At 67.6% G+C, this 20,780-nt stretch carries 14 protein-coding genes; 5 read left to right on the forward strand and 9 right to left on the reverse strand.

Annotated features, from left to right (window positions below; genetic code table 11):
* Positions 1 to 15 precede the first annotated feature (15 nt).
* The 4 genes from AADJ02_RS04755 to AADJ02_RS04770 form a co-directional block, all read right to left on the reverse strand.
* On the reverse strand, positions 16 to 912 hold the full coding sequence (locus tag AADJ02_RS04755) for a DMT family transporter (RefSeq protein WP_341211853.1): 897 nt from the start codon (positions 910 to 912) through the stop codon (positions 16 to 18).
* 84 nt (positions 913 to 996) lie between these two features.
* Positions 997 to 2,496, reverse strand: a complete 1,500-nt coding sequence (locus AADJ02_RS04760; protein ID WP_341211854.1) for an NAD(P)(+) transhydrogenase (Re/Si-specific) subunit beta — start codon at positions 2,494 to 2,496, stop codon at positions 997 to 999.
* Between the two features lie 14 nt (positions 2,497 to 2,510).
* Positions 2,511 to 4,082 (reverse strand): Re/Si-specific NAD(P)(+) transhydrogenase subunit alpha, encoded by a 1,572-nt coding sequence (locus AADJ02_RS04765; protein WP_341211855.1) that lies wholly within the window; start codon positions 4,080 to 4,082, stop codon positions 2,511 to 2,513.
* A gap of 104 nt (positions 4,083 to 4,186) precedes the next feature.
* Positions 4,187 to 4,633 carry an isoprenylcysteine carboxylmethyltransferase family protein gene (locus AADJ02_RS04770; protein ID WP_341211856.1) on the reverse strand — a complete coding sequence of 149 codons (447 nt, stop codon included), beginning with the start codon at positions 4,631 to 4,633 and terminating at the stop codon, positions 4,187 to 4,189.
* 101 nt (positions 4,634 to 4,734) lie between these two features.
* Here AADJ02_RS04770 and kynU point away from each other — a divergent pair, with 101 nt between their 5' ends.
* A complete protein-coding gene (gene kynU / locus AADJ02_RS04775) occupies positions 4,735 to 5,928 on the forward strand; it encodes a kynureninase (protein WP_341211857.1) in 1,194 nt (397 codons plus the stop codon).
* Positions 5,929 to 6,602: 674 nt separating this feature from the next.
* Here the strand turns inward: kynU and AADJ02_RS04780 are convergent.
* A complete protein-coding gene (locus AADJ02_RS04780) occupies positions 6,603 to 7,925 on the reverse strand; it encodes a cytochrome c peroxidase (RefSeq protein WP_341211858.1) in 1,323 nt (440 codons plus the stop codon).
* A 262-nt stretch (positions 7,926 to 8,187) separates the two neighbouring features.
* Here AADJ02_RS04780 and AADJ02_RS04785 point away from each other — a divergent pair, with 262 nt between their 5' ends.
* The 3 genes from AADJ02_RS04785 to AADJ02_RS04795 all read left to right on the forward strand — a co-directional run bounded on the left by AADJ02_RS04785 (position 8,188) and on the right by AADJ02_RS04795 (position 14,119).
* Positions 8,188 to 8,790: a hypothetical protein gene (locus tag AADJ02_RS04785; protein ID WP_341211859.1), complete on the forward strand. Its 603-nt coding sequence runs from the start codon at positions 8,188 to 8,190 to the stop codon at positions 8,788 to 8,790.
* Between the two features lie 312 nt (positions 8,791 to 9,102).
* Entirely contained in the window at positions 9,103 to 10,785 is a 1,683-nt protein-coding gene (locus AADJ02_RS04790; protein ID WP_341211860.1) for a DNA polymerase Y family protein, read from the forward strand.
* Between the two features lie 10 nt (positions 10,786 to 10,795).
* Complete coding sequence (locus tag AADJ02_RS04795) at positions 10,796 to 14,119, forward strand: error-prone DNA polymerase (RefSeq protein ID WP_341211861.1); 3,324 nt, start codon at positions 10,796 to 10,798, stop codon at positions 14,117 to 14,119.
* A 62-nt stretch (positions 14,120 to 14,181) separates the two neighbouring features.
* Here the strand turns inward: AADJ02_RS04795 and AADJ02_RS04800 are convergent, their stop codons facing one another.
* From AADJ02_RS04800 to AADJ02_RS04815, 4 genes are all read right to left on the reverse strand, one after another.
* Positions 14,182 to 14,964: a gamma-glutamyl-gamma-aminobutyrate hydrolase family protein gene (locus tag AADJ02_RS04800; protein ID WP_341211862.1), complete on the reverse strand. Its 783-nt coding sequence runs from the start codon at positions 14,962 to 14,964 to the stop codon at positions 14,182 to 14,184.
* A 120-nt stretch (positions 14,965 to 15,084) separates the two neighbouring features.
* On the reverse strand, positions 15,085 to 15,513 hold the full coding sequence (locus tag AADJ02_RS04805) for a heme-binding protein (RefSeq protein WP_341211863.1): 429 nt from the start codon (positions 15,511 to 15,513) through the stop codon (positions 15,085 to 15,087).
* Positions 15,513 to 17,675, reverse strand: a complete 2,163-nt coding sequence (locus AADJ02_RS04810) for a malate synthase G (RefSeq protein WP_341211864.1) — start codon at positions 17,673 to 17,675, stop codon at positions 15,513 to 15,515. The genes AADJ02_RS04805 and AADJ02_RS04810 overlap by 1 nt, the downstream gene beginning before the upstream one ends.
* Positions 17,676 to 17,807: 132 nt before the next feature.
* Positions 17,808 to 18,068 carry a DUF2273 domain-containing protein gene (locus tag AADJ02_RS04815; protein WP_341211865.1) on the reverse strand — a complete coding sequence of 87 codons (261 nt, stop codon included), beginning with the start codon at positions 18,066 to 18,068 and terminating at the stop codon, positions 17,808 to 17,810.
* Between the two features lie 125 nt (positions 18,069 to 18,193).
* Between AADJ02_RS04815 and pepN the strand changes: the two genes are divergently transcribed.
* Positions 18,194 to 20,746, forward strand: coding sequence for an aminopeptidase N (gene pepN / locus AADJ02_RS04820; RefSeq protein ID WP_341211866.1), 2,553 nt, complete (start codon positions 18,194 to 18,196; stop codon positions 20,744 to 20,746).
* Positions 20,747 to 20,780: the final 34 nt, after the last annotated feature.

Consider the following 20,780-nt stretch of genomic DNA (forward strand, 5'->3'; position numbering starts at 1 on the left):
GAGCCTAGCACATCGTCAGCGCGACGGCCTCCGGTTCCGGCCCGGCTGCCACGCGGCAAAGGTCACCATCAGCGCCGCCCCTGTGATCGCCACCACTCCGACGACGCCCAGCCCGTCTGGCATCACCCCGAACAGCACCGCGTCGAACATCAGCGCCCAGATCAGGCCGGTAAAGTCGAACGGCGCCAGCACGGCGACGGGCGCGCGCGCCACCGCCTCGGTCGCCGCGACATGCGCCAACCCGCCGGTGAGCCCCGCCCCGATCAGCCAAGCGAGCATCTCAGTCGACGGCATCTCCCAGCCGAAGGGCCATGTCGCCAGCCCTGCCAGAGCCGAGACGGCGGCAAACCAGAAGGCGATGGTCGAAGGCCGCTCGCTTGCCGTCATCGACTTGATGTGGACCCGCACGAAGGCCATCGTCACCGCATAACCCAGACCCGCCGCGACGCCGATCAGCGCGCCCTGCCCCGGTGCCTCGAGCGCCGACCCCAGCATCGCCAGAACGCCCGCGAAACCCAGTGCCGCGGCCCCCCACACCATTGACCCGATCCGCTCACCCAGCAGGAGGGCTGCCAGCGGCAACGTCAGCACCGGCGCGAGAAAGCCCAGCGCCTGCGCGTTGGCGACCGGCAGGTAGGCCAGCGAGACGAAGGACAGCGCCATCGACAGCGCACCGAACAGGCTGCGCGTCAGGTGCAGGCCGGGGCGGGTCGTGGCGATGGCGGCGGGAAACTCGCGGCATATGGCCATGTAGGCGCAGATCGGGATCAATGCGACGGCGGAGCGCCAGAACACGATCTGCCCCAGCCCGACCTCGCGCGTCGCCACCGCCACCATCGCCGACATCGCGGTGATGAGAAAAGCCGCCAAGAGCCGCAGGCCGATGCCGTTGAGGGAGGTGTTCGCTGTCATGCCGCGACCCTCGCCCGAAGCGTGCACCTCCTACAACGCAAAAGGCCCCGCGCGGGGCGGGGCCTTTCGACGATGTGGGCTTGATCAGGCGATCTTGGTGAGCAACTCGTCGAGCGACTTCTTGGCATCGCCATAGAACATGCGGGTGTTGTCCTTGAAGAAGAGCGGGTTCTCGATGCCGGAGTAGCCGGTGCCTTGACCGCGCTTGGAGACGAAGACCTGCTTGGCTTTCCAGACTTCCAGCACCGGCATGCCGGCGATGGGCGAGTTCGGGTCGTCCTGCGCCGCCGGATTCACGATATCGTTCGAGCCGATGACGATGGCGACGTCCGTCTCGGGGAAGTCGTCGTTGATCTCGTCCATCTCCATGACGATGTCGTAAGGCACCCGCGCCTCGGCCAAGAGCACGTTCATGTGGCCGGGCAGACGCCCCGCCACCGGGTGGATCGCAAAGCGCACGGTCTTGCCTTGCGCGCGCAGGCGGCGGGTGAGTTCCGACACCGACTGCTGCGCCTGTGCCACGGCCATGCCGTAGCCGGGGATGATCACGACGCTGTCGGCATCGTCGAGCGCCTGTGCCACGCCGTCGGCGTCGATCGCGATCTGTTCGCCCTCGACCTCCATCGCCGGACCGGTGGTGCCGCCGAAGCCGCCCAAGATCACCGAGACGAACTTGCGGTTCATCGCCTTGCACATGATGTAGCTCAGGATCGCGCCCGAGGAGCCGACCAGCGCGCCGGTGACGATCAGCAGATCGTTGCCCAGCGTAAAGCCGATCGCCGCCGCCGCCCAACCCGAGTAGGAGTTGAGCATCGACACCACCACCGGCATGTCGGCGCCACCGATGCCCATGATCAGGTGCCAGCCGATGAAGCCCGCGATCAGCGTCACCAGAACCATGGTCCAGATGCCTGCGCCGGTGAGATACAAGAGGCCCAGCGCCAGACACAGCGCCAGCGAGGCGGCGTTGAGCATGTGACCACCGGGCAGCTTCTTGGGCTTGCCGTCGACGCGGCCGGCGAGCTTGCCGAAGGCCACGACCGAACCGGTGAAGGTCACCGCGCCGATGAAGATGCCGAGGAACACCTCGACTTTGAGGATACCGATCTCGGTCGCGTCCTTCAGAGCCAGCTTCTTGCCGAAGCCCGTGAGCTCACCGAAGAAACCGCCGCCCGCCTCCAGAAGCTCGGTCGGGTCGAGAAGTGCCAGCGCCTCGCGCTCCAGCCCGTTGACCGCCAGCAGCGTGTTGATGTCGTGCAGCATGATGTCGGCGTTGAGGCCGATGAACACCGCCGCCAGACCGACGAAGCTGTGCAATGCGGCAACAAGCTGCGGCATTTCGGTCATCTGCACCCGGCCTGCGACCATCCAGCCCGCGAAGCCGCCTGCCGCGATGGCGATCAGGATCAGAAAGAGGTTGTGAACGCCGGGGCCGAACACGGTGACGAAGACCGCCACCGCCATGCCCGCGATGCCGTACCAGACCGCGCGCTTGGCGCTTTCCTGGTTCGACAGTCCCCCGAGGGAGAGAATGAAAAGAATGGCCGCGACGATATAGGCGGCCGAGACGATGCCGATGCTCATGGCTCAGACCCCCCTTACGACTTGCGGAACATGGCAAGCATCCGGCGCGTGACCAGAAAACCGCCGACGATGTTGATCGAAGCGATCAGCACCGCGATGAACGACAAAAACACCACGAGCCAGTTGCCCGAGCCGATCTGTAGCAGCGCACCCAAGATCACGATGCCCGAGATCGCGTTGGTCACCGCCATCAGCGGCGTGTGCAGCGAATGCGCCACGCCCCAGATCACCTGGAAGCCGACGAAGCAGGCCAGCGCGAAGACGATGAAGTGGCTCATGAAGCTTTCGGGCGCGACGGCACCGATTAGCAGCATGACAAGCGCGCCGCCTGCAAGCAGGCCGATCTGGTCCTTGGTCTGCTTCTTAAAGGCCGCGACCTCTCCCGCGCGCTTCTCCTCGATCGTCAGCTCGCGCGCCTTTTCCTTTTTCGGAGCAGCGGCGATGGCGGCGGTCTTGGGCTTGGGGGGCGGGAAGGTAATCTCGCGTCCATGCGTCGCGGTGGCGCCGCGGATCACGTCGTCTTCCATGTTGTGGTTGACGACGCCGTCCTTGGCCGGCGTGAGGTCCGTCATCATGTGACGGATGTTGGTGGCGTAGAGCGTCGAGGCCTGCGCCGCCATGCGGCTCGGAAAGTCGGTGTAGCCGATGATCGTCACGCCATTGTCGGTGACGAACTTCTCCTCGGGCACCGTCAGCTCGCAGTTGCCGCCGCGCTCGGCGGCGAGATCCACGATAACCGAGCCGGGCTTCATCGCCTCGACCATGTCCTTGGTCCACAACACCGGGGCGTCGCGGCCCGGGATGAGGGCGGTGGAGATGACGATGTCGATCTGCGGTGCCAGCTCGCGGAACTTGGCGAGCTGCTTTTCGCGGAACTCAGGCGACGACGGCGCAGCATAGCCGCCGGTGGCAGAGCTGTCCTGGCTGTCCTCGAAATCGAGATAGACGAACTCGGCGCCCATGCTCTCGATCTGCTCGGCCACCTCGGGGCGCACGTCGAAGGCCAGCGTCACGGCCCCCAGCGAAGTCGCGGTGCCGATCGCGGCAAGGCCTGCGACACCGGCGCCGATCACCAGCACGCGGGCGGGCGGCACCTTGCCGGCGGCGGTCACCTGACCGGTGAAGAAGCGGCCGAAGTTGGAGCCCGCTTCGATCACCGCGCGGTAGCCCGCGATGTTGGCCATCGAGGACAGCGCGTCCATCTTCTGCGCGCGGGAGATCCGCGGCACCATGTCCATCGCGATCACCGTGGCGCCCGCGTCCTTGGCCCGGCCCAGCGCTTCGGCGTTCTGGGCCGGATAGAAGAACGAGATCAGCGTCTGTCCCTCGCGCAGCCGTGCCATCTCCTCGTCCATCGGTGGCCGCACCTTGGTGACGATCTCGGCCTCGCGCCACAGCGCCTCGGCATCAGGCAGAACCGTCACGCCCGCCGCCTCGTAGGCCGCGTCGGTAAAGCCCGCGGCCACACCGGCCCCGGCCTCGATCAGGCAGTCATGCCCCAGCTTCTGCAGATCTTTCGCCGAAGCCGGGGTCATCGCGACCCGTGCCTCGCCGTCATGGATTTCCCTCGGTGCCCCGATCCTCACGCCCCGTCCCCTCCGGTCATTCTGCGGTTGCGAGAGGAGTAGCGGGGGAAAGAATGTTGCACAAGGGTGGCGGCAGACTTTGCTGCCGCCGCGTCACAGCGCGCTCACAGCCAACGCCGCGTGCGCGCGGCCCAGGCCTCGAAGGCCGCACCGAAGCTCTTGCGCAGCATCGCCTCCTCGGGCCGGATGAAGCGTCGTTGCAGGATCGTGGCCAACATCGGCACCATGACAAGGCCCGAGGGCGCGTCGAAAAACAGCGCCCCACCCGTAAGCAACAGCAAATCCCCTAGATAGATGGGGTTGCGCGAGAAGCGAAACGGACCGTCGGTAACCAGCGCCGCCGCATCGCGCCGAGGCATGACCTGCGTGCGATGACGCAGCATCGTGGCGCTCGCCCAGAGCATCAGTCCAAGCCCGGCCGCGACGACAACCGCGCCCAGCGCCACATGATGCGGCCCGAAGCCGAGCCAGCCGGGCTCGATGCGCGACAGGCCCCAAGCGGCGAACACGCCGTAGACGGTCCAGGCAGGGGGAAAATCGATCCAGTACATGCACCCTTTCTGCCTTGCCGTCGGGGCGCTGTCACGCGCAGTTGCGCAAGGGCAGCCGTGCTGCCACAACTTTGCGGGCTGACGCGAGGAGGAGCGCCGAGATGACCGATTTCCAAGCCACCAAGGCGCTGTTCGACCTGCCCGACGGTGTCACCTATCTCGATGGCAACTCGCTGGGCCCCCTGCCCAAGTCCGCCCCCGCCCGCATGGCGCGCGCGATGACGGACGAATGGGGCGAGATGCTGATCACCGGCTGGAACAAGGCGGGGTGGATGGACCAGCCCGCTCGCCTCGGGGACCGGATCGGACGGCTGATCGGCGCGCCCGAAGGGACGACGGTTCTGGGCGACACGCTGTCGATCAAGGTGCATCAGGCGCTTGCCGCGGCGCTGGCGCTGCGGCCCGACCGGCGCGTAATCCTCACCGACAGCGGCAATTTCCCTTCGGACATCTATATGGCCCAAGGGCTGATCGAGCAGCTCGGTCGCGGCCATGAGCTGCGCGTCGTGGCGCCCGAGGAGGTCGAGGCGGCGATCGACGAGGATGTCGCGGTGATGATGATCACCGAGGTCGATTACCGCACCGGACGTCGCCACGACATGCCCGCCCTGATTGCCCGCGCCCATGCGGCGGGCGCGCTGGCGATCTGGGATCTCGCGCATTCGGCCGGGGCGGTGGATGTCGATGTGGCCGGGGCGGACACCGATTTCGCGGTAGGCTGCACCTACAAGTTCCTCAACGGCGGCCCCGGTGCTCCGGCCTTCATTCATGTCGCCCCGCGCCTGATCGATCAGGTGCAGCCCGCGCTCTCGGGTTGGCTCGGCCATGCCGATCCCTTTGCCTTCGAGCCGGGCTACCGCCCCGGTGCCGCGATCACGCGGATGCGCGTCGGCACGCCGCCCGTGCTCGCCATGGCGGCGCTGGAGGCGGCGCTCGATATCTGGGACAGGGTCGAGATGGCCGATCTGCGCGCCGCCTCGCTGGTTCTTGGCGATCGGTTCATCGCGGGCGTCGAGGCCGCATGCCCCGGGCTCCAGCTCGCCACCCCGCGCGAACACGACGCGCGCGGCAGCCAAGTCTCGTTCCGTCATCCGCAAGGCTACGCGGTGATGCAGGCGCTGATCGCCCAAGGCGTCATCGGCGACTTCCGTGCCCCCGACATCCTGCGCTTTGGCATCACGCCGCTCTATCTCGATGAGGCCGATATCGACCGGGCAGTCGAGGTGCTGGCACAGATCCTGCGGGACGGATCGTGGGACCGCCCCGAATTCCACGCCCGCGCCGCCGTGACCTGACGTCGGTCTCCGCGACGCTGCGTCAGAGCGGTCGGCACGGGGCCGTTCGCCGCCGCCCTGCCCGAATTCCCAAGCATCTTTATGGGAATACACCCGATTTTGACGGATTATCGTCATGGTCGGTCGGGTGGCTGAACTCGGGTGAATGACGATATGGACCAGCAACACGGCCCCCCGACCCATCGGTCTCTTGCAGGGCTTCTGAGCGGTACGCGGATCGCCACTCTTGGCGGATACCGGCCCGTTGAGGCGTTGCGCCCGGGCGATCTCGTTCTAACGCGGGATCACGGGTTTCAACCGGTGCTGCGTCTCGACCCCTGCCCGCCCGCTCCTGCGGAGGCTTCCGTGCCGCTCCGCTTCACCGCCCCTGCGCTCGACGGTCTCGTCCGGTCGTTGTGCCTGCTGCCCCGGCAGAGGCTCTTGCTGCGCGGCGACGCGGTGAGACGACTTTTCGGCGTCAGCGAAGTGCTGGCCGAGGCCGCGCATCTCGCACCCGGTCCCGGCATCGCGCCGCTGCGCAGTTCGATGCGGCCGGGCTGGCGTCTCGTGTTGCCGCACTCCGAACTGATCCATGCAGAGGGTGTCGTGGTCGAAAGCTTCACCCCCCGCGGCGCGCGCCCGGCGCGGCGCTGCCTCAACTGGGCCGAAACGGCGCGGCTGCGCGGCACGATGGATCAGGGCATGGCAACTGCCGCGCCGCTTGGCACCGTCTCCGGCACACCCAAGCGCCCAGCGGTCGCCACCGGATCGGTCAGCGCCTCCAGAAACGCCACCAGCGCGTCGATCTCGCCCGGCTCTAACGCCACTGCGGACTGCGCCACCGCCGCTCCGATCGCCTCGCGTTCGGCCTCGTCGTCGAGGATGCGCCAGTCCGCAATCTCCATGCGCGGCAGCACCGCTTGTGTCCGGTCATAGCGCCCCAGCGCCGCCACCGGATCGAGATGATCGACCACGAAGCCGCGCAGCGTCGCGTGGCTTCCCGCGTGACCATAAGGTGCCGTCAGCGTCACGTTGCGCAGGCTCGGCGTGCGAAAGGCATAGAGATCCTCGGCCCGGCCCGTCACCCGGAATCGCCCCTCGTCGCGGGCATGGGTCTCGAACCGCGCCCCCTTGCCGGGGCCGATTTGCGGCGCGCCCATCGCGTGAAAGCCGTGATCGCTCTGAAACGGGCCCGCGTGACAGTCGGCACAGCCCGCCGCGCCGTAGAACAACGCCAGCCCCGCCTCGGCTTCTGGCGGCAGCGGCGTGCCCTCGCGCAGCCGCGCGTCGAAGGGGCTGGTGTCGGAGCGAAACTCGAAGGTGATGAAGTCGGCGATGGCGTTCGAGATGTCGGCAAAGCCGATCTCCTCCGGCGCAAGGCCGTAGACCGCCTTGAACCGTGCGGCATAGGCCGGGAGGTCCGCCACCCGCCGCGCGATCAGATCCCACGCGCCGCCCGGGCCGGTCAACATTCCCAGCCGCACCGCGCGCGAGACCTCGTTCTCGCTATAGTGCCCGGCCATCTCGTCGGCGCTCAGCACCGGGAACATGGTCTGCGCCGACAGCATCGAGGCGAACCCTTCGATCATGTCGGCGTCGAGCGGTGTCCGCATGCCCCCCTTGGCCGAAGGGTCGAGTTCGACCCGACCGTCGTGGAACATCGAGACGTACTCCCGCGCTCCGACGTTCCACAGTGCTTGGCTGTTGCGCGGCACCCGCTGCTCTGGCGGGTTCTCGGGATCGATCGCCCGCGCGGGTCCGAGGCCGTGACCGCCGTCGCCAAGAGGCAGCGACAGCCCGTCCGAGGTGCCGAAGGCCGGATGATGACAGGTTGCGCAAGAGACCTCGCGGTTGCCCGACAGGATCGGGTCGTAGAACAGCAGTTGCCCCAGCGCGGCCGCGTCCCGGTCCACCGCAGGCCAAGCCGCCTCGCCCGGCGGCGCGGGCAGATCTTGGGCAAACGCCGCGCCGGGCCAGCACATGGCCGCCAGCACGGCACACCGGATCGTCTGTCTCATGAAGTCTCCCTCTCCCGCAGACGAGGGTGCCGCAGCGCCGCATCCGGCGCAATGGCATCGCGGCGTGTCATGCGGTGTGATGACACCGGCACGCGATACGCGGCGCAATGACGCAGACAGCATTTGACGCAGCCGGGAACGCGCACTAGAACAAAGAAAGAACATTGATTTGTAGAGAGAACCCGTGACGTGGTCGCCCCCCGCTTCATGCCCCGCCCTCCCAAAGACGCCCGCGGAGATTCTGCCGCGCAAGCCCGTAGCATTGCGCCAACCCACCCTGTCGGAGATCTTTCCCGAAACCGCGGTCGATGCCGCGGCCCCCGCCTTTGCATTGGCGCATCTCGACACGGCCAAGGGTCCGGTGCTCTGGATACAGGACCGGTTGTCGCTGCGCGAGGCGGGGCGGCCCTTTCCGCCGGGATTGGGAGGCTGCGAGGTGCTGCATCTTCAGGTCTCGCGCGCGATCGACGTGCTTTGGGCCATGGAGCAGGGTTTGGGCTGCCCTGCCTTGGGTGGGGTGATCGGCGAGGTCTGGGGCACCGCCCCGGCGCTCGATTTCACCGCGACCAAGCGTCTGGCGTTGCGCTCGGAGGCGCATGGCGTGCCCGCATGGCTCATCCGTCGCGCCGCGCCGCCCGAGCTGAGTGCCGCGCGCGAAAGGTGGCGTCTGGGGGCGCTGCCCGCACGCCCCGAACCGGACGATGCCCGCGCGCCCGGCGCGCCCTTGTGGAGCGCCGAGCTGTTTCGCGCGCGCTGGCGCGCACCGGGGCGCTGGGTGGCCGGGCATGACCCGCAGGGCAAGGATCTGGTCTTTGACCACGCCGTCGGCATGGAGGCGGCAGAGGCCGCGCGCGCCATGGCCTGATCCGGGTACCCGGCGACCTGTGCCGCGCCGCGCCTATGTGCGAAGTGGCGAAACGAAGGGCGCGAATGCGACCTTGGCGGTCTCCTGGGGGGAGCCGCCAGTGGCATCGCATCGCGCCGGATGGGAGATAGCCCCTCTCGAACAGAGCGGACGACGACGATGACCGGCGGGGACAAGCTGCCCGTCCTCGCCTTTTCCACGCCCCGAAGCCTCCGTTCCCGGCCCCGCGCCGCCGATCCCCGCCAGCTTGCGCAGGCGGCCGAGGCCTTGCGGCAGGCCACGCAAGGCGAGCCGGCGGCCGCAGGGGCTGGCATGGCATCGCCTGCGGCTGAACAGCCCGCACGGGAAGAGAGCTTTACTCCCATCGGCATCCCCCGCTGGCGGGCGGGTCCCCGCACGCCGCGCGAGCAGGCGAGCAGCGGAGCGACCGAGGCCTCGCCCGAGGGCGGCATCGACACCACGGAGGATGCCTCCATCCCACGGCGCATCCTGTCGCTGCATCTGCCGCGTTTCGCGATCGAGCGCTGGCAGGTGCAGGCCGCGCGCAATGGTGAGGCGCTGCCCGAGGACACGCCGCTGGCGCTGGCGCTTGAAGGGCCGCATGGACCGGTAATCCACGCGGTGAACGATGCCGCGCAGGCCTTGGGCCTCGCCCCCGGCGCGCGTGTCGTCGACATGCGCGCGCTCTGCCCCGAACTGCGCACCCGCTTCGCCGATCCGCGCGCAGACGCCGCCGCCTTGCAGCGGCTCATGCTCTGGGCCCGGCGCTGGTGTCCGTGGACGGCGGTGGACGGCGCGGATGCGCTGATCTTAGACGTCACCGGCTCGGACCATCTCTGGGGCGGCGAAGCGGCGATGCTCGCCGAGATCGAGACGCGCCTCGCCGGCCTCGGCCTCACCGCCCGCGCCGCCATCGCGCCGACTCGCGGCGCGGCTTGGGCGCTGGCGCGCTTCGCCCCGGCGATCTGCGGCCCGGGCGACATGGAGGCGCGCACCGATCCCTTGCCCGCCGCGGCCCTGCGCCTCGGCGCGGCCACGGTGCAGACGCTCGATCGATTGGGCCTGTCGAGCATCGGCGCGCTGCGCGCCGTGCCGCGCCTGTCGCTCGCACGGCGGTTTCGCGCGGGTCCGCCCGACACCGATCCGCTTTTGCGCCTCGATCAGCTGTCGGGCCGCACGCCCGAGCCGGTCGACAGCCCCGACGACCCGCCGCGCTTTGCCGTGCAGGCCAAGCTCTCCGAGCCGGTGATCGACCCGGTACCGCACCTGCCCGCGCTGGGCGAAGAGCTTTGTGCCGGTCTGATCGCGGCGGGCTTTGGCGCGCGTCGCCTCGCGCTGGCGCTGTATCGCACCGATGGCGAAGTGGCGCAGGCGCAGGCCGCGACCTCGCAGCCCTCGCGCGATCCGGCCCATATGGTGCGGCTGTTCGAGGGGCGGCTCGAGGGGCTTGATCCAGGCTTTGGCTTCGACCTGATCACGTTGACCGCGCTGGTGGCCGAGGCTCTGCCCACCCGTCAGCGCCGTCTCGACGGGTCAGCCGAGAACGCCGACGACCTCGCGCGGCTGATCGACCGGCTCTCGGCCCGCTTTGGTGTGCGCGCCCTGACCCGCCCCCTGCCCGCGCCGAGCCATATCCCCGAGCGTCAGACGCTCTGGCTCCCGGCGCTGCACGTGACGCCACACCGCTTCGTGCCACAGCCCGATCGGCCCCTGCGATTGTTCGAGCCGCCAGAAGAAGTGCGCGTGCTCTACGCCGTGCCCGAAGGCCCGCCCGCGCAGTTCGTCTGGCGCAGGCAAAGACTGCGCGTCGCGCGCTTTGCCGGGCCCGAGCGGATCGCACCCGAGTGGTGGCGCGACAGGCCCGGCACGCGTCTGCGCGACTACTTCCGCATCGAGGATCACACCGGACGACGGTTCTGGCTCTACCGCGAAGGGCTATTGGGTGACGGGCGCGGGGCCGAGCCGCGCTGGTTCGTCCACGGCGCCTTTGCGTGAGGGGGGCCGGATGCCGGAAATCGAGAAACACCCCCGCCGCGACGTGGCCCCCGAGGCGGAGTTCCCGCCGAACCCGATGTCTTCTTACGTCGAGCTGGGTCTCGCCTCGTGCTTTTCCTTCCTGCGCGGGGCCTCCGACGCGGTGGATCTTGCCGTCACCGCGTGGGCGGCGGGTTACGACGCGCTGGGCATCGCCGATCTCAACACGCTGGCGGGCGTGGTGCGGATGCATGTCGCGGCAAAACGCGTGAATGTCAGGCCGGTGATCGGCGCGCGTCTCGCGCTGGTCTCCGGTGAGGTGTTCCTTGCCTATCCAGAGGACCGCGCCGCCTATGGCCGTCTTTCGGGGCTGCTCTCCAAGGGCAAGATGCGTGACGCGGAGGGGCGCTGGCAGAAGAAGGGGGTCTGCGACATCACCCTGAGCGACCTCGCGGATCATGCCGAAGGGCTGCGGCTGATCCTCGTGCCGCCCGAGGATACGGCGGAACTGGAGGCGGCTCTACCCCGCCTTCTGCACCGCCTGCCCACGCTGACCCATATCGCTGCCTCGCATCTTTATCGTGGCGATGACCGCGCCCGGATCAACGCGCTCGACCGCCATGCCCGCGCCGCCGGGCTGTCTCTCATGGCCACGAACGACGTGCTCTACCACGCGCCGGACCGCCGGCCGTTACAGGACGTGATGGCCTGCATCCGCGAGGGCGTGACGCTGGCCGAGGCCGCACCGAAGCTTTTGCCCAACGCCGAGCGGCACCTGAAGTCACCCGAAGCGATGGCGCGGCTCTTTGCCGAATGGCCCCACGCGATCCGCGCCACGCGGCTGATCGCAGACGCCTGCCGCTTCGATCTCGAAGAGCTGGCCTATGAATACCCGCGCGAGGTGGTGCCCGAGGGGCGCAGCCCGCAGGACTATCTGGAACGGCTGACATGGGACGGAGCGGCGCTGCGTTGGCCCGAGGGCATCCCTCCTGCCACCCGCGCGACACTTCGAAAGGAACTGGCGATGATCGCCAAGCTCGACATCGCGCGGTATTTCCTGACCATCCACGACATCATCCGTTTCGCGCGCGAAACAGCCCAGCCGCCGATCCTGTGCCAAGGCCGCGGCTCGGCGGCGAACTCGGCCGTGTGCTTCGTGCTGGGTATCACCGCCGTCGACCCGGCGCAGCACCAGCTTCTGTTCGAGCGCTTCATCTCCGAAGAACGGCGGGAGCCGCCCGACATCGACGTCGATTTCGAGCATGAGCGGCGCGAGGAGGTGATCCAGCACATCTATGCCAAGTATGGCCGCGACCGCGCAGGGCTCTGCGCCACGGTGATCCACTACCGCCCCCGAAGCGCGATCCGCGAAGTCGGCAAGGTGATGGGCCTGTCAGAGGATGTGACCGGCGCGCTGGCCAAGACCGTCTGGGGCCAGTGGGGCAGCGGCATCGCCGAGGAGAACGTGCGCGAGGCCGGTCTGGACCCGCATGATCCGCTCTTGCGAAAGGCGCTGCTGCTCGCAGGGCAGATGGTCGGGATGCCGCGCCATCTGAGCCAGCACGTCGGCGGCTTCATCCTGACCGAGCGGCCCCTGACCGAGACCGTGCCCATCGGCAACGGCGCCATGGCCGACCGCAGCTTCATCGAATGGGACAAGGACGACATCGACGCGTTGGGCATTCTCAAGGTCGATATCCTGGCGCTGGGCATGCTGACCTGCATCCGCAAGGGGTTCGATCTGATCGCGGCGCATTGGGGCCGGCGCGAGGATCTCGCCTCGATCCCGCGCGAGGATCCACGCGTCTTCGACATGCTGTGCCGCGCCGACAGCCTCGGCGTGTTTCAGGTCGAGAGCCGGGCGCAGATGAACATGCTGCCCCGGCTGCGCCCGCGCTCCTTCTACGATCTCGTCATACAGGTCGCCATCGTCCGCCCCGGCCCGATCCAAGGCGACATGGTGCACCCCTACCTGCGCCGGAGGGCGGGCGAAGAGGCCGTCGAATACCCCTCGCCCGGTCACCCGCACGATCCTTCGGAGTTGAAATCTATTCTCGGCCGGACGCTGGGCGTGCCAATCTTTCAAGAGCAGGCGATGAAGATCGCCATCGACGCCGCGCGGTTTTCGCCCGCCGAGGCGAACGAGCTTCGCAAGGCCATGGCCACCTTTCGCTCGCGTGGCACCATCGCGCTTTTGCAGGAGAAGATGGTCGGACGCATGGTGGCGCGCGGTTATGACGAGGAGTTCGCGACGCGCTGCTTCGAACAGATCAAGGGTTTTGGCGAATACGGCTTTCCCGAGAGCCACGCGGCGAGTTTCGCGCATCTGGTCTATGTCTCGTCATGGTTGAAGTGCCATTTTCCCGGGGCCTTCGGCGCGGCATTGCTGAACTCCCAACCCATGGGCTTTTACGCCCCCGCCCAAATCGTACGCGACATGCGCGAGCATGGGGTGGAGGTGCGCGGCGTCGACGTGAACCTGTCGGAGTGGGACTGCACCTTGGAGCCGATCTCGACCGGGGGCTTCGCGGTGCGGCTGGGGCTGCGGATGGTGGGGGGGCTGGCGGCGGAGGCGGCGGCGCGGATCGTGGTGGCGCGCGACGCGCCGTTCGAGACTTTGGAGGACCTCAAGACCCGCACCGGCCTCGGGGTGGCGGTGATCCGCAGGCTGGCCTCGGCGGATGCGATGCGCTCGATGTTCCTCGATCGACGGCAGGCGCTGTGGGAGGCGCGCGGCCTGAAGGACGCACCCGACCTGCCGCTGTTTCGCGAGGCGCGCGACGAAGGCGTGGAGGTGGCCGTGCCACTCCCGGTCATGCCGGTCTGCGAGCAGGTGGTGGCCGATTACCAGACGCTGCGCCTGTCGCTGAAGGCCCATCCCATGGCCTTCTTGCGCAAGAGTCTCCGCGCGCAAGGCTATGCCAGCGCCGCCGATCTGAACCGGGCCGGTCAGGGCCAGCGCCTGAAGCTCGCGGGGCTGGTGCTGATCCGCCAGAAGCCCGGCAGTGCCAAGGGCGTGTGCTTTATCACGCTGGAGGATGAAACCGGCGTCGCCAACCTCGTGGTCTGGCCCAAGGTCATGGCGCAGTTCCGCCGCACGGTGATGCAGGCGCGGCTTCTGGTGGTGGAAGGCTATGTGCAGCGTGACGTGGAGATCGTGCATTTCGTGGCACAGCGGCTGGAAGACCGCTCGGATGCGCTGTTGCGCCTCGCACCGGGGGGATTCACGCCGCCGCTGAGCCACGCCGACGCGGTAAAGAACCCGGTCCAAGGCTCGGCCCGCGGCAGCGGCGCACCCGCGAACGGGCATCCGCGCAATGTGCAGATCATACCGAAAAGCCGGGATTTTCATTAGCGTGGAGAACGCTCTCCACGCTCCCCATTTCTCGAAACCCGGACCCGGTGCCGCCGGACAGTTCAGGCGCTGCGTCGTTCCTGCGCCACCGGCAGCTTCTTGTCGGCCCAAGCTTGCGCTGCCGCCCCGAACGCCTCGAACAACGGGCGCGACACCGGATCGCCGCCTGCGTTCCATTCGGGGTGCCACTGAACCGACAAGGTAAAGCCCGGCGCGCCTTCGACATAAAGCGCCTCGGGCGTGCCGTCGGGGGCGTGGCCATCGATGACGATACGGCGGCCGGGCTGGTTCACACCCTGCCCGTGCAGCGTGTTGGTCATCACCTCGCGCGCGCCGAACAGCCGGTGGAACGGGCCGCCTTCGGTCAATGTCACCACGTGGCGCAGCGCGAACTTCTCCTCGAGCGTGCCGTCGGGGGGCATGCGGTGGTTGGTGCGCCCCGGCAGGTCACGGATCTCGGGATACAAGGACCCACCCATCGCCACGTTGACCTCCTGAAAGCCGCGGCAGATGCCCAAAAATGGCTGACCACGCTCCACGCAGGCGCGCACGAGCGGCAGAGTGACCGCATCGCGCGAGCGATCGAAAGCTCCGTGCGCGGGCGTCTCTTCTTCGCCGTATTCATCCGGGTGGACATTGGGTCGCCCGCCGGTGAGCAGAAAGCCGTCGCAGGCCTCGAGCAAATCCGCCACCGAGACGAGCTTGGGGTCGGCGGGGATCACCAGAGGCAGGCCGCCCGCAACCTGCGACACGGCCGAGGAGTTCATCGCGCCGCCGCCATGGGTGACGTAATGGCCGTCGATGACATGGTTGTTGCCGATAATTCCGATGACGGGACGGGTCATGATCGCTCCGGTTGCTGTCCCCTACAGATATACAGCCAAAGCCCTTCTGAAAAGCATCGCGCGGCCCGGAAGACCCGGACCGCGCGCACATCTGCCGTCAATAAAGGCACATGAGAAGGCTCAGGCGTCGCCCTTCAGCCCCGCCGCTTCGATCCCCGCGAGCGCCGCCGCGGCGTCGTTGTCGGAGGTATCACCGGTGACGCCGACGGCGCCCAGAATCGCACCGTCGGCACCGCGCACGATGACGCCGCCGGGGACCGGCACGACCTTGCCGCCGAAGGCGCCGTTGGCCGCCGTCATAAAGTAGTGCTGCGCCTCGGCGCGGGCCATCTGCGCCGAGCCGGGCATGCCCAGCATCACGGCGCCGTAGGCCTTGCCCTCGGCGATGGCATAACGGCCCGGTGCCGCCCCGTCCTCACGCTCGAAGGCGAGCGGGTGGCCGCCCGCGTCCAGCACGATCACCGACATGGGCTTGAGCCCCATCTCGTGCGACTTGGCGAGGGTTTCGCGGATGATGGTGCGGGCGGCGTCGATGTTGAGAGCGGACATCATGCAGTCTCCAGGTTCTTGAGTTCGAGACGACGGCGGTGCAACACCGGCTCGGTGTAGCCCGAGGGCTGCTCCCGGCCCTCGAAGACGAGGTCGCAGGCCGCCTGAAAGGCAAGGCTGTCGAAATGCGGCGCCATCGGCTTGTAGGCGGCGTCGCCTTCGTTCTGACGGTCCACCACTTCGGCCATCTTCTTCATCGCCGCCATCACCTGATCTCGGGTGACAACGCCGTGGTGCAGCCAGTTGGCCAGCGCCTGCGACGAGATCCGGCAGGTCGCGCGGTCTTCCATCAGGCCCACATCATTGATGTCGGGCACCTTGGAACAGCCGACACCCTGATCGATCCAGCGCACCACGTAGCCCAGGATGCCCTGCGCGTTGTTCTCGATCTCGCGCTGGACCTCGGCTTCGTCGAAGTTGCGGCCCGTGGCCAGCGGGATCGTCAGCAGATCCTCGAGCGTGCCGCGCGCGCCGCCCTTGGCGATCTCGTCCTGCCGCGCCAGCACGTCGACATGGTGGTAATGCGTGGCGTGCAGTGTCGCGGCGGTCGGCGACGGCACCCAGGCGCAGGTGGCGCCGGCCTTGGGGTGGCCGATCTTCTGGTCGAGCATGTCGGCCATCCGGTCGGGCATGGCCCACATGCCCTTGCCGATCTGCGCCTTGCCCTTCAGGCCACAAGCCAAGCCGATGTCGACGTTGCGGTCTTCGTAGGACTGGATCCAGGCCGAGGATTTCATCTCGCCCTTGGGGACCATCGGACCCGCTTCCATCGAGGTGTGGATCTCGTCACCGGTGCGATCGAGGAAGCCGGTGTTGATGAAGGCCACGCGGTTCTTCGCGGCCCGGATGCATTCCTTGAGGTTGGCCGAGGTGCGGCGCTCCTCGTCCATGATGCCGAGCTTGACGGTGTATTGCGGCAGGCCGAGCATCTTCTCGACGGCCGAGAACATCTCGTCCGAAAGCTTCACTTCGTCGGGGCCATGCATCTTGGGCTTCACGATGTAGACCGAGCCCGTGGTCGAGTTGCGCGGGCCGTCCTCTTTCTTGAGGTCATGCATGGCGATGAGCACGGTGATCACCGCATCCATCAGTCCCTCGGAGATCTCGTCGTCGCCGTCGAGGATCGCGGGATTGGTCATCAGGTGGCCGACGTTGCGCACCAGCATCAGCGAGCGGCCCTTGACGGTCTTTTCCGACCCGTCGGGCGCGGTGAAATTGCGGTCGCCTTCCATGCGGCGGGTCATCTCCTCACCGCCCTTCTTGAAGCTGGCCGAGAGCGTGCCCTGCATCAGGCCAAGCCAGTTGCGATAGGCCAGAACCTTGTCCTCGGCATCGACGGCGGCGACGGAATCCTCGCAATCCATGATGGTCGAAACGGCGCTTTCGAGCCGGATATCCGAGATGCCGGCACGGTCGGAGCCGCCGATCTGGCTCGACGGGTCGACGACGATCTCGATCAGCAGGCCGTTCTTTTCCAGAAGAACCCGCAGATCGGCGACGCCATCGGTGGTCGAGCCCGCGAACTGCTCGGGCTCCTTCAGGCCATGCTCGGCGTCGCCCTTGCAGGCCACGAGCGTGCCGCCCTTGATCTCGAGCCGGTCGATCTCGGCCCAAGACGAGCCATCGAGTGGCGCGACCTCGTCGAGGTGGCGGCGGCCCCAAGCGATGACATCGGCGCCGCGCGCCTCGTCATAGCCCTTGCCCTGCGGCAGGCTGCCCAGCGCGTCGGTGCCGTAGAGCGCATCGTAAAGGCTGCCCCAACGCGCATTGGCGGCGTTGAGCGCAAAGCGCGCGTTGGTGATCGGCACCACGAGCTGCGGACCGGGGGTATAGGCGATCTCGGGGTCGGTATCCTTGGTGCCGATCTCGAAGTCGTCGCCCTGGGGCACGAGATAGCCGATGCCCTCCAGCATCTGGCGATATTCGGCCGAGTCGAGTTGCTGGCCCTTGCGCGACGAATGCCAAGCGTCGATTTCGGCCTGCAACTTGGAGCGCGTCGAAAGCGCCTCGCGGATGCGCGGGCCAAAATCCTGCGCCAGCGCGGCAAATCCTTTCCAGAAGTCGTCGGCGTCGATCCCCGTCCCCGGAAGCGCCTCATCCTTGACGAAAGCCACCAGTTCGGGGGCCACCATCAATCCGTGCTTGTCGATCCTCTCGGCCATCTGCCTCTCCTCCTCGCATACGGTTGTGCATTGGCTAATCCATCCCGAGGGGACCGGCAACTAGATGCCACCGTCACGCGAAAAGGCGCGGGCCATGCTGCCCGCGCCTTTCGTCTCCCCTTCGGGGCGTCGTTACTGTGGCGGCGGTGCCGGTGTCTCGTCGGCAAGCTGTTCGGGCGCACCGACGGTTTCGGCGTTGTCGTTGATCTCGACCTCACCGCTGCCGACGGCCTCGACGGTTGCTTCGGCCTCCGGCTCGTTGCCTTGGCCAAAGCCGATGAAGACCAGAAACAGGATCAGCAGCACGCCGAAGATGGCGACGATCGCCATGCCAACGAGCGGACCCTTGTGCTGCTTTTCCTGCTTTTCGACGTCTGTGTTTGGGGCGGACATGTCATTTCTCCTCGAAAGGGTGCCGCGCCGGCAGTCGCGGTCACGGTCGGGGGCGCGCTTGAAGACCCCCTGTTGCGGCCCTAACGTCCCGCAGGCCCCGAAGGTTCAGCGAAAGGTTCCCGGACATGACACAGCACGATCCCCGCACCGTCTATCTGAGGGATTACACGCCCCCCGCCTATCTCGTCGACGAGGTGCGGCTGACCTTCAGGCTGGCACCACATGCGACGCGGGTGCTCTCCGAGATCCGGTTTCGCCCCAATCCCGACGCGACGAGCCGCGAGTTCTTCTTGCACGGCGAGGGGCTCAAACTAATCTCGGCCAAGGTCGACGGCGCGCAGGTCACCCCTGAGTTGGTCGAAGGCGGGCTCCGACTCGACGCCCCGGACGCGGCCTTCACCTTCGAGGCCGAAGTGGAGATCGACCCCGAGAACAACACCGCGCTCGAGGGGCTCTACCGCTCGAACGGCATGTATTGCACCCAATGCGAGGCCGAAGGGTTTCGCAAGATCACCTTCTACCCCGACCGTCCCGACGTGATGGCTCCGTTCCACGTGCGCATCGAAAGCGACCAGCCGGTGCTCTTGTCGAACGGCAACCCCGGCGCATCGGGCAAGGGCTTTGCCGAATGGTACGACCCCTGGCCCAAGCCCGCCTATCTCTTTGCCCTCGTCGCGGGCGATCTCGTCGCCCATTCCGACAGCTTCACCACCATGTCGGGCCGCGAGGTCGCGCTGAACCTCTATGTGCGCGAGGCGGACATCGACAAATGCGCCTTCGGCATGGAGGCGCTGAAGAAGTCGATGCGCTGGGACGAGGAAGTCTATGCGCGCGAATACGACCTCGACGTGTTCAACATCGTCGCGGTCGATGATTTCAACATGGGCGCGATGGAGAACAAGGGGCTGAACATCTTCAACTCCTCCGCCGTTCTGGCCTCTCCCGCGACCGCGACCGATGCCGATTTCGAGCGGATCGAGGCGATCATCGCGCATGAATACTTCCACAACTGGACCGGCAACCGCGTCACCTGCCGCGACTGGTTCCAGCTGTGCCTGAAAGAGGGCCTGACCGTGTTCCGCGATCAGCAGTTCACCGGCGACATGCGTAGCCATGCGGTCAAGCGCATCGACGACGCGATGCTGCTGCGAGCGGCGCAGTTTCGCGAGGACAACGGCCCGCTCGCCCACCCGGTGCGGCCCGAGAGCTTCGTCGAGATCAACAATTTCTACACGGTCACCGTCTACGAAAAAGGCGCCGAAATCGTTGGCATGCTCAAGCGGCTGGTGGGGCAAGAGGGCTACGACAAAGCGCTCGACCTCTACTTCGAACGACATGACGGTCAGGCGGTGACCATCGAAGACTGGCTCCGCGCCTTCGAGGACGCCACGGGCCGTGACCTGTCGCAATTCGCTCGCTGGTATTCACAGGCCGGAACGCCCCGCGTCCACGTGGCCGAGGACTGGGCCGACGGGCGCTACACTTTGACGCTGCGACAGGAGACCCCCGCCACGCCGGGACAGTCCGACAAGCAGCCGGTGGTGATCCCGGTCGCGGTGGGTCTGTTGAACCCCAATGGCGACGAGGTGGTGCCGAGCCGCGTGCTGGAGCTGACCGAGGCCGAGCAGAGCTTTGCCTTCGACGGCCTCTCGGCCCGGCCCGTGCCGTCGATCCTGCGCGGCTTTTCCGCCCCGGTGATCCTCAAGCACCAGCAGTCCGATGAGACCCGCGCCTTCCTGCTCGCGCATGACACCGACCCGTTCAACAAATGGGAGGCGGGGCGCGATCTTGCCCGCGCCGGGCTCCTGTCGATGATCCAGACCGATGACGGGCCACATGCGGGCTATATCGATGCGCTGGGCCGAGGCATCGCCGACGAGGGCCTCGATCCGGCCTTCCGAGCGCAGCTTCTGGCGCTCCCGGGCGAAGACGAGTTGGCGCAGGCGATCTTCGAGGCGGGCGAGGCCCCCGATCCGACGGCGATCCATAAGGCCCGCGAAGCGCTGCGACACGCCATCGCCGATCGGCTGGGCGATGTTCTGGCCCGTCTCTACGATACCCATCAGGTCACAGGCCCCTACAGCCCAGAGGCCGAGGACGCGGGCAGCCGGTCGCTCACCAACGCCGCACTGTCGCTGCTGTCGCTCACCCAAGGCGGAGACCGGGCGCGGGCGCAGTACCGCGCCGCCGACAACATGACCCAGCAGATCGCGGCGCTGGGCGTGCTTCTCAAGATCGGCGAGGGCGAGGCCGAGTTGAAGGCCTTCGAGGCCCAATGGAGCCACGAGCGGCTGGTGATGAACAAGTGGTTCGGCCTGCAGGTCGCGGCCGCCGCCCCGCAGAAGGCCGCCGCCACCGCCGAAGCGCTCACCGCGCATCCGGCGTTCGACTGGAAGAACCCCAATCGTTTCCGCGCCGTTTTCGGCGCGCTCTCGGGCAACGCGGCGGGCTTTCACGACCCCTCCGGCGCGGGCTACCGGTTGCTCGCCGACTGGCTGCTGAAACTCGACCCGCTGAACCCGCAGACCACGGCGCGGATGACGCAGGCATTCTCGACCTGGAAACGCTATGGCGAGGACCGCAAGGCGCTGATCCGGGCCGAGTTGCAGCGGATTGCGGACACCGATGGCCTCAGCCGCGACACTTCGGAGATGGTCTGGCGCATGCTTGCCGATTGACACAGGCGTGAGGGGGCGGCGCGGAACGCCCCCT

This window comes from uncultured Limimaricola sp. (assembly GCF_964022235.1).
Taxonomy (GTDB): Bacteria; Pseudomonadota; Alphaproteobacteria; order Rhodobacterales; family Rhodobacteraceae; genus Limimaricola.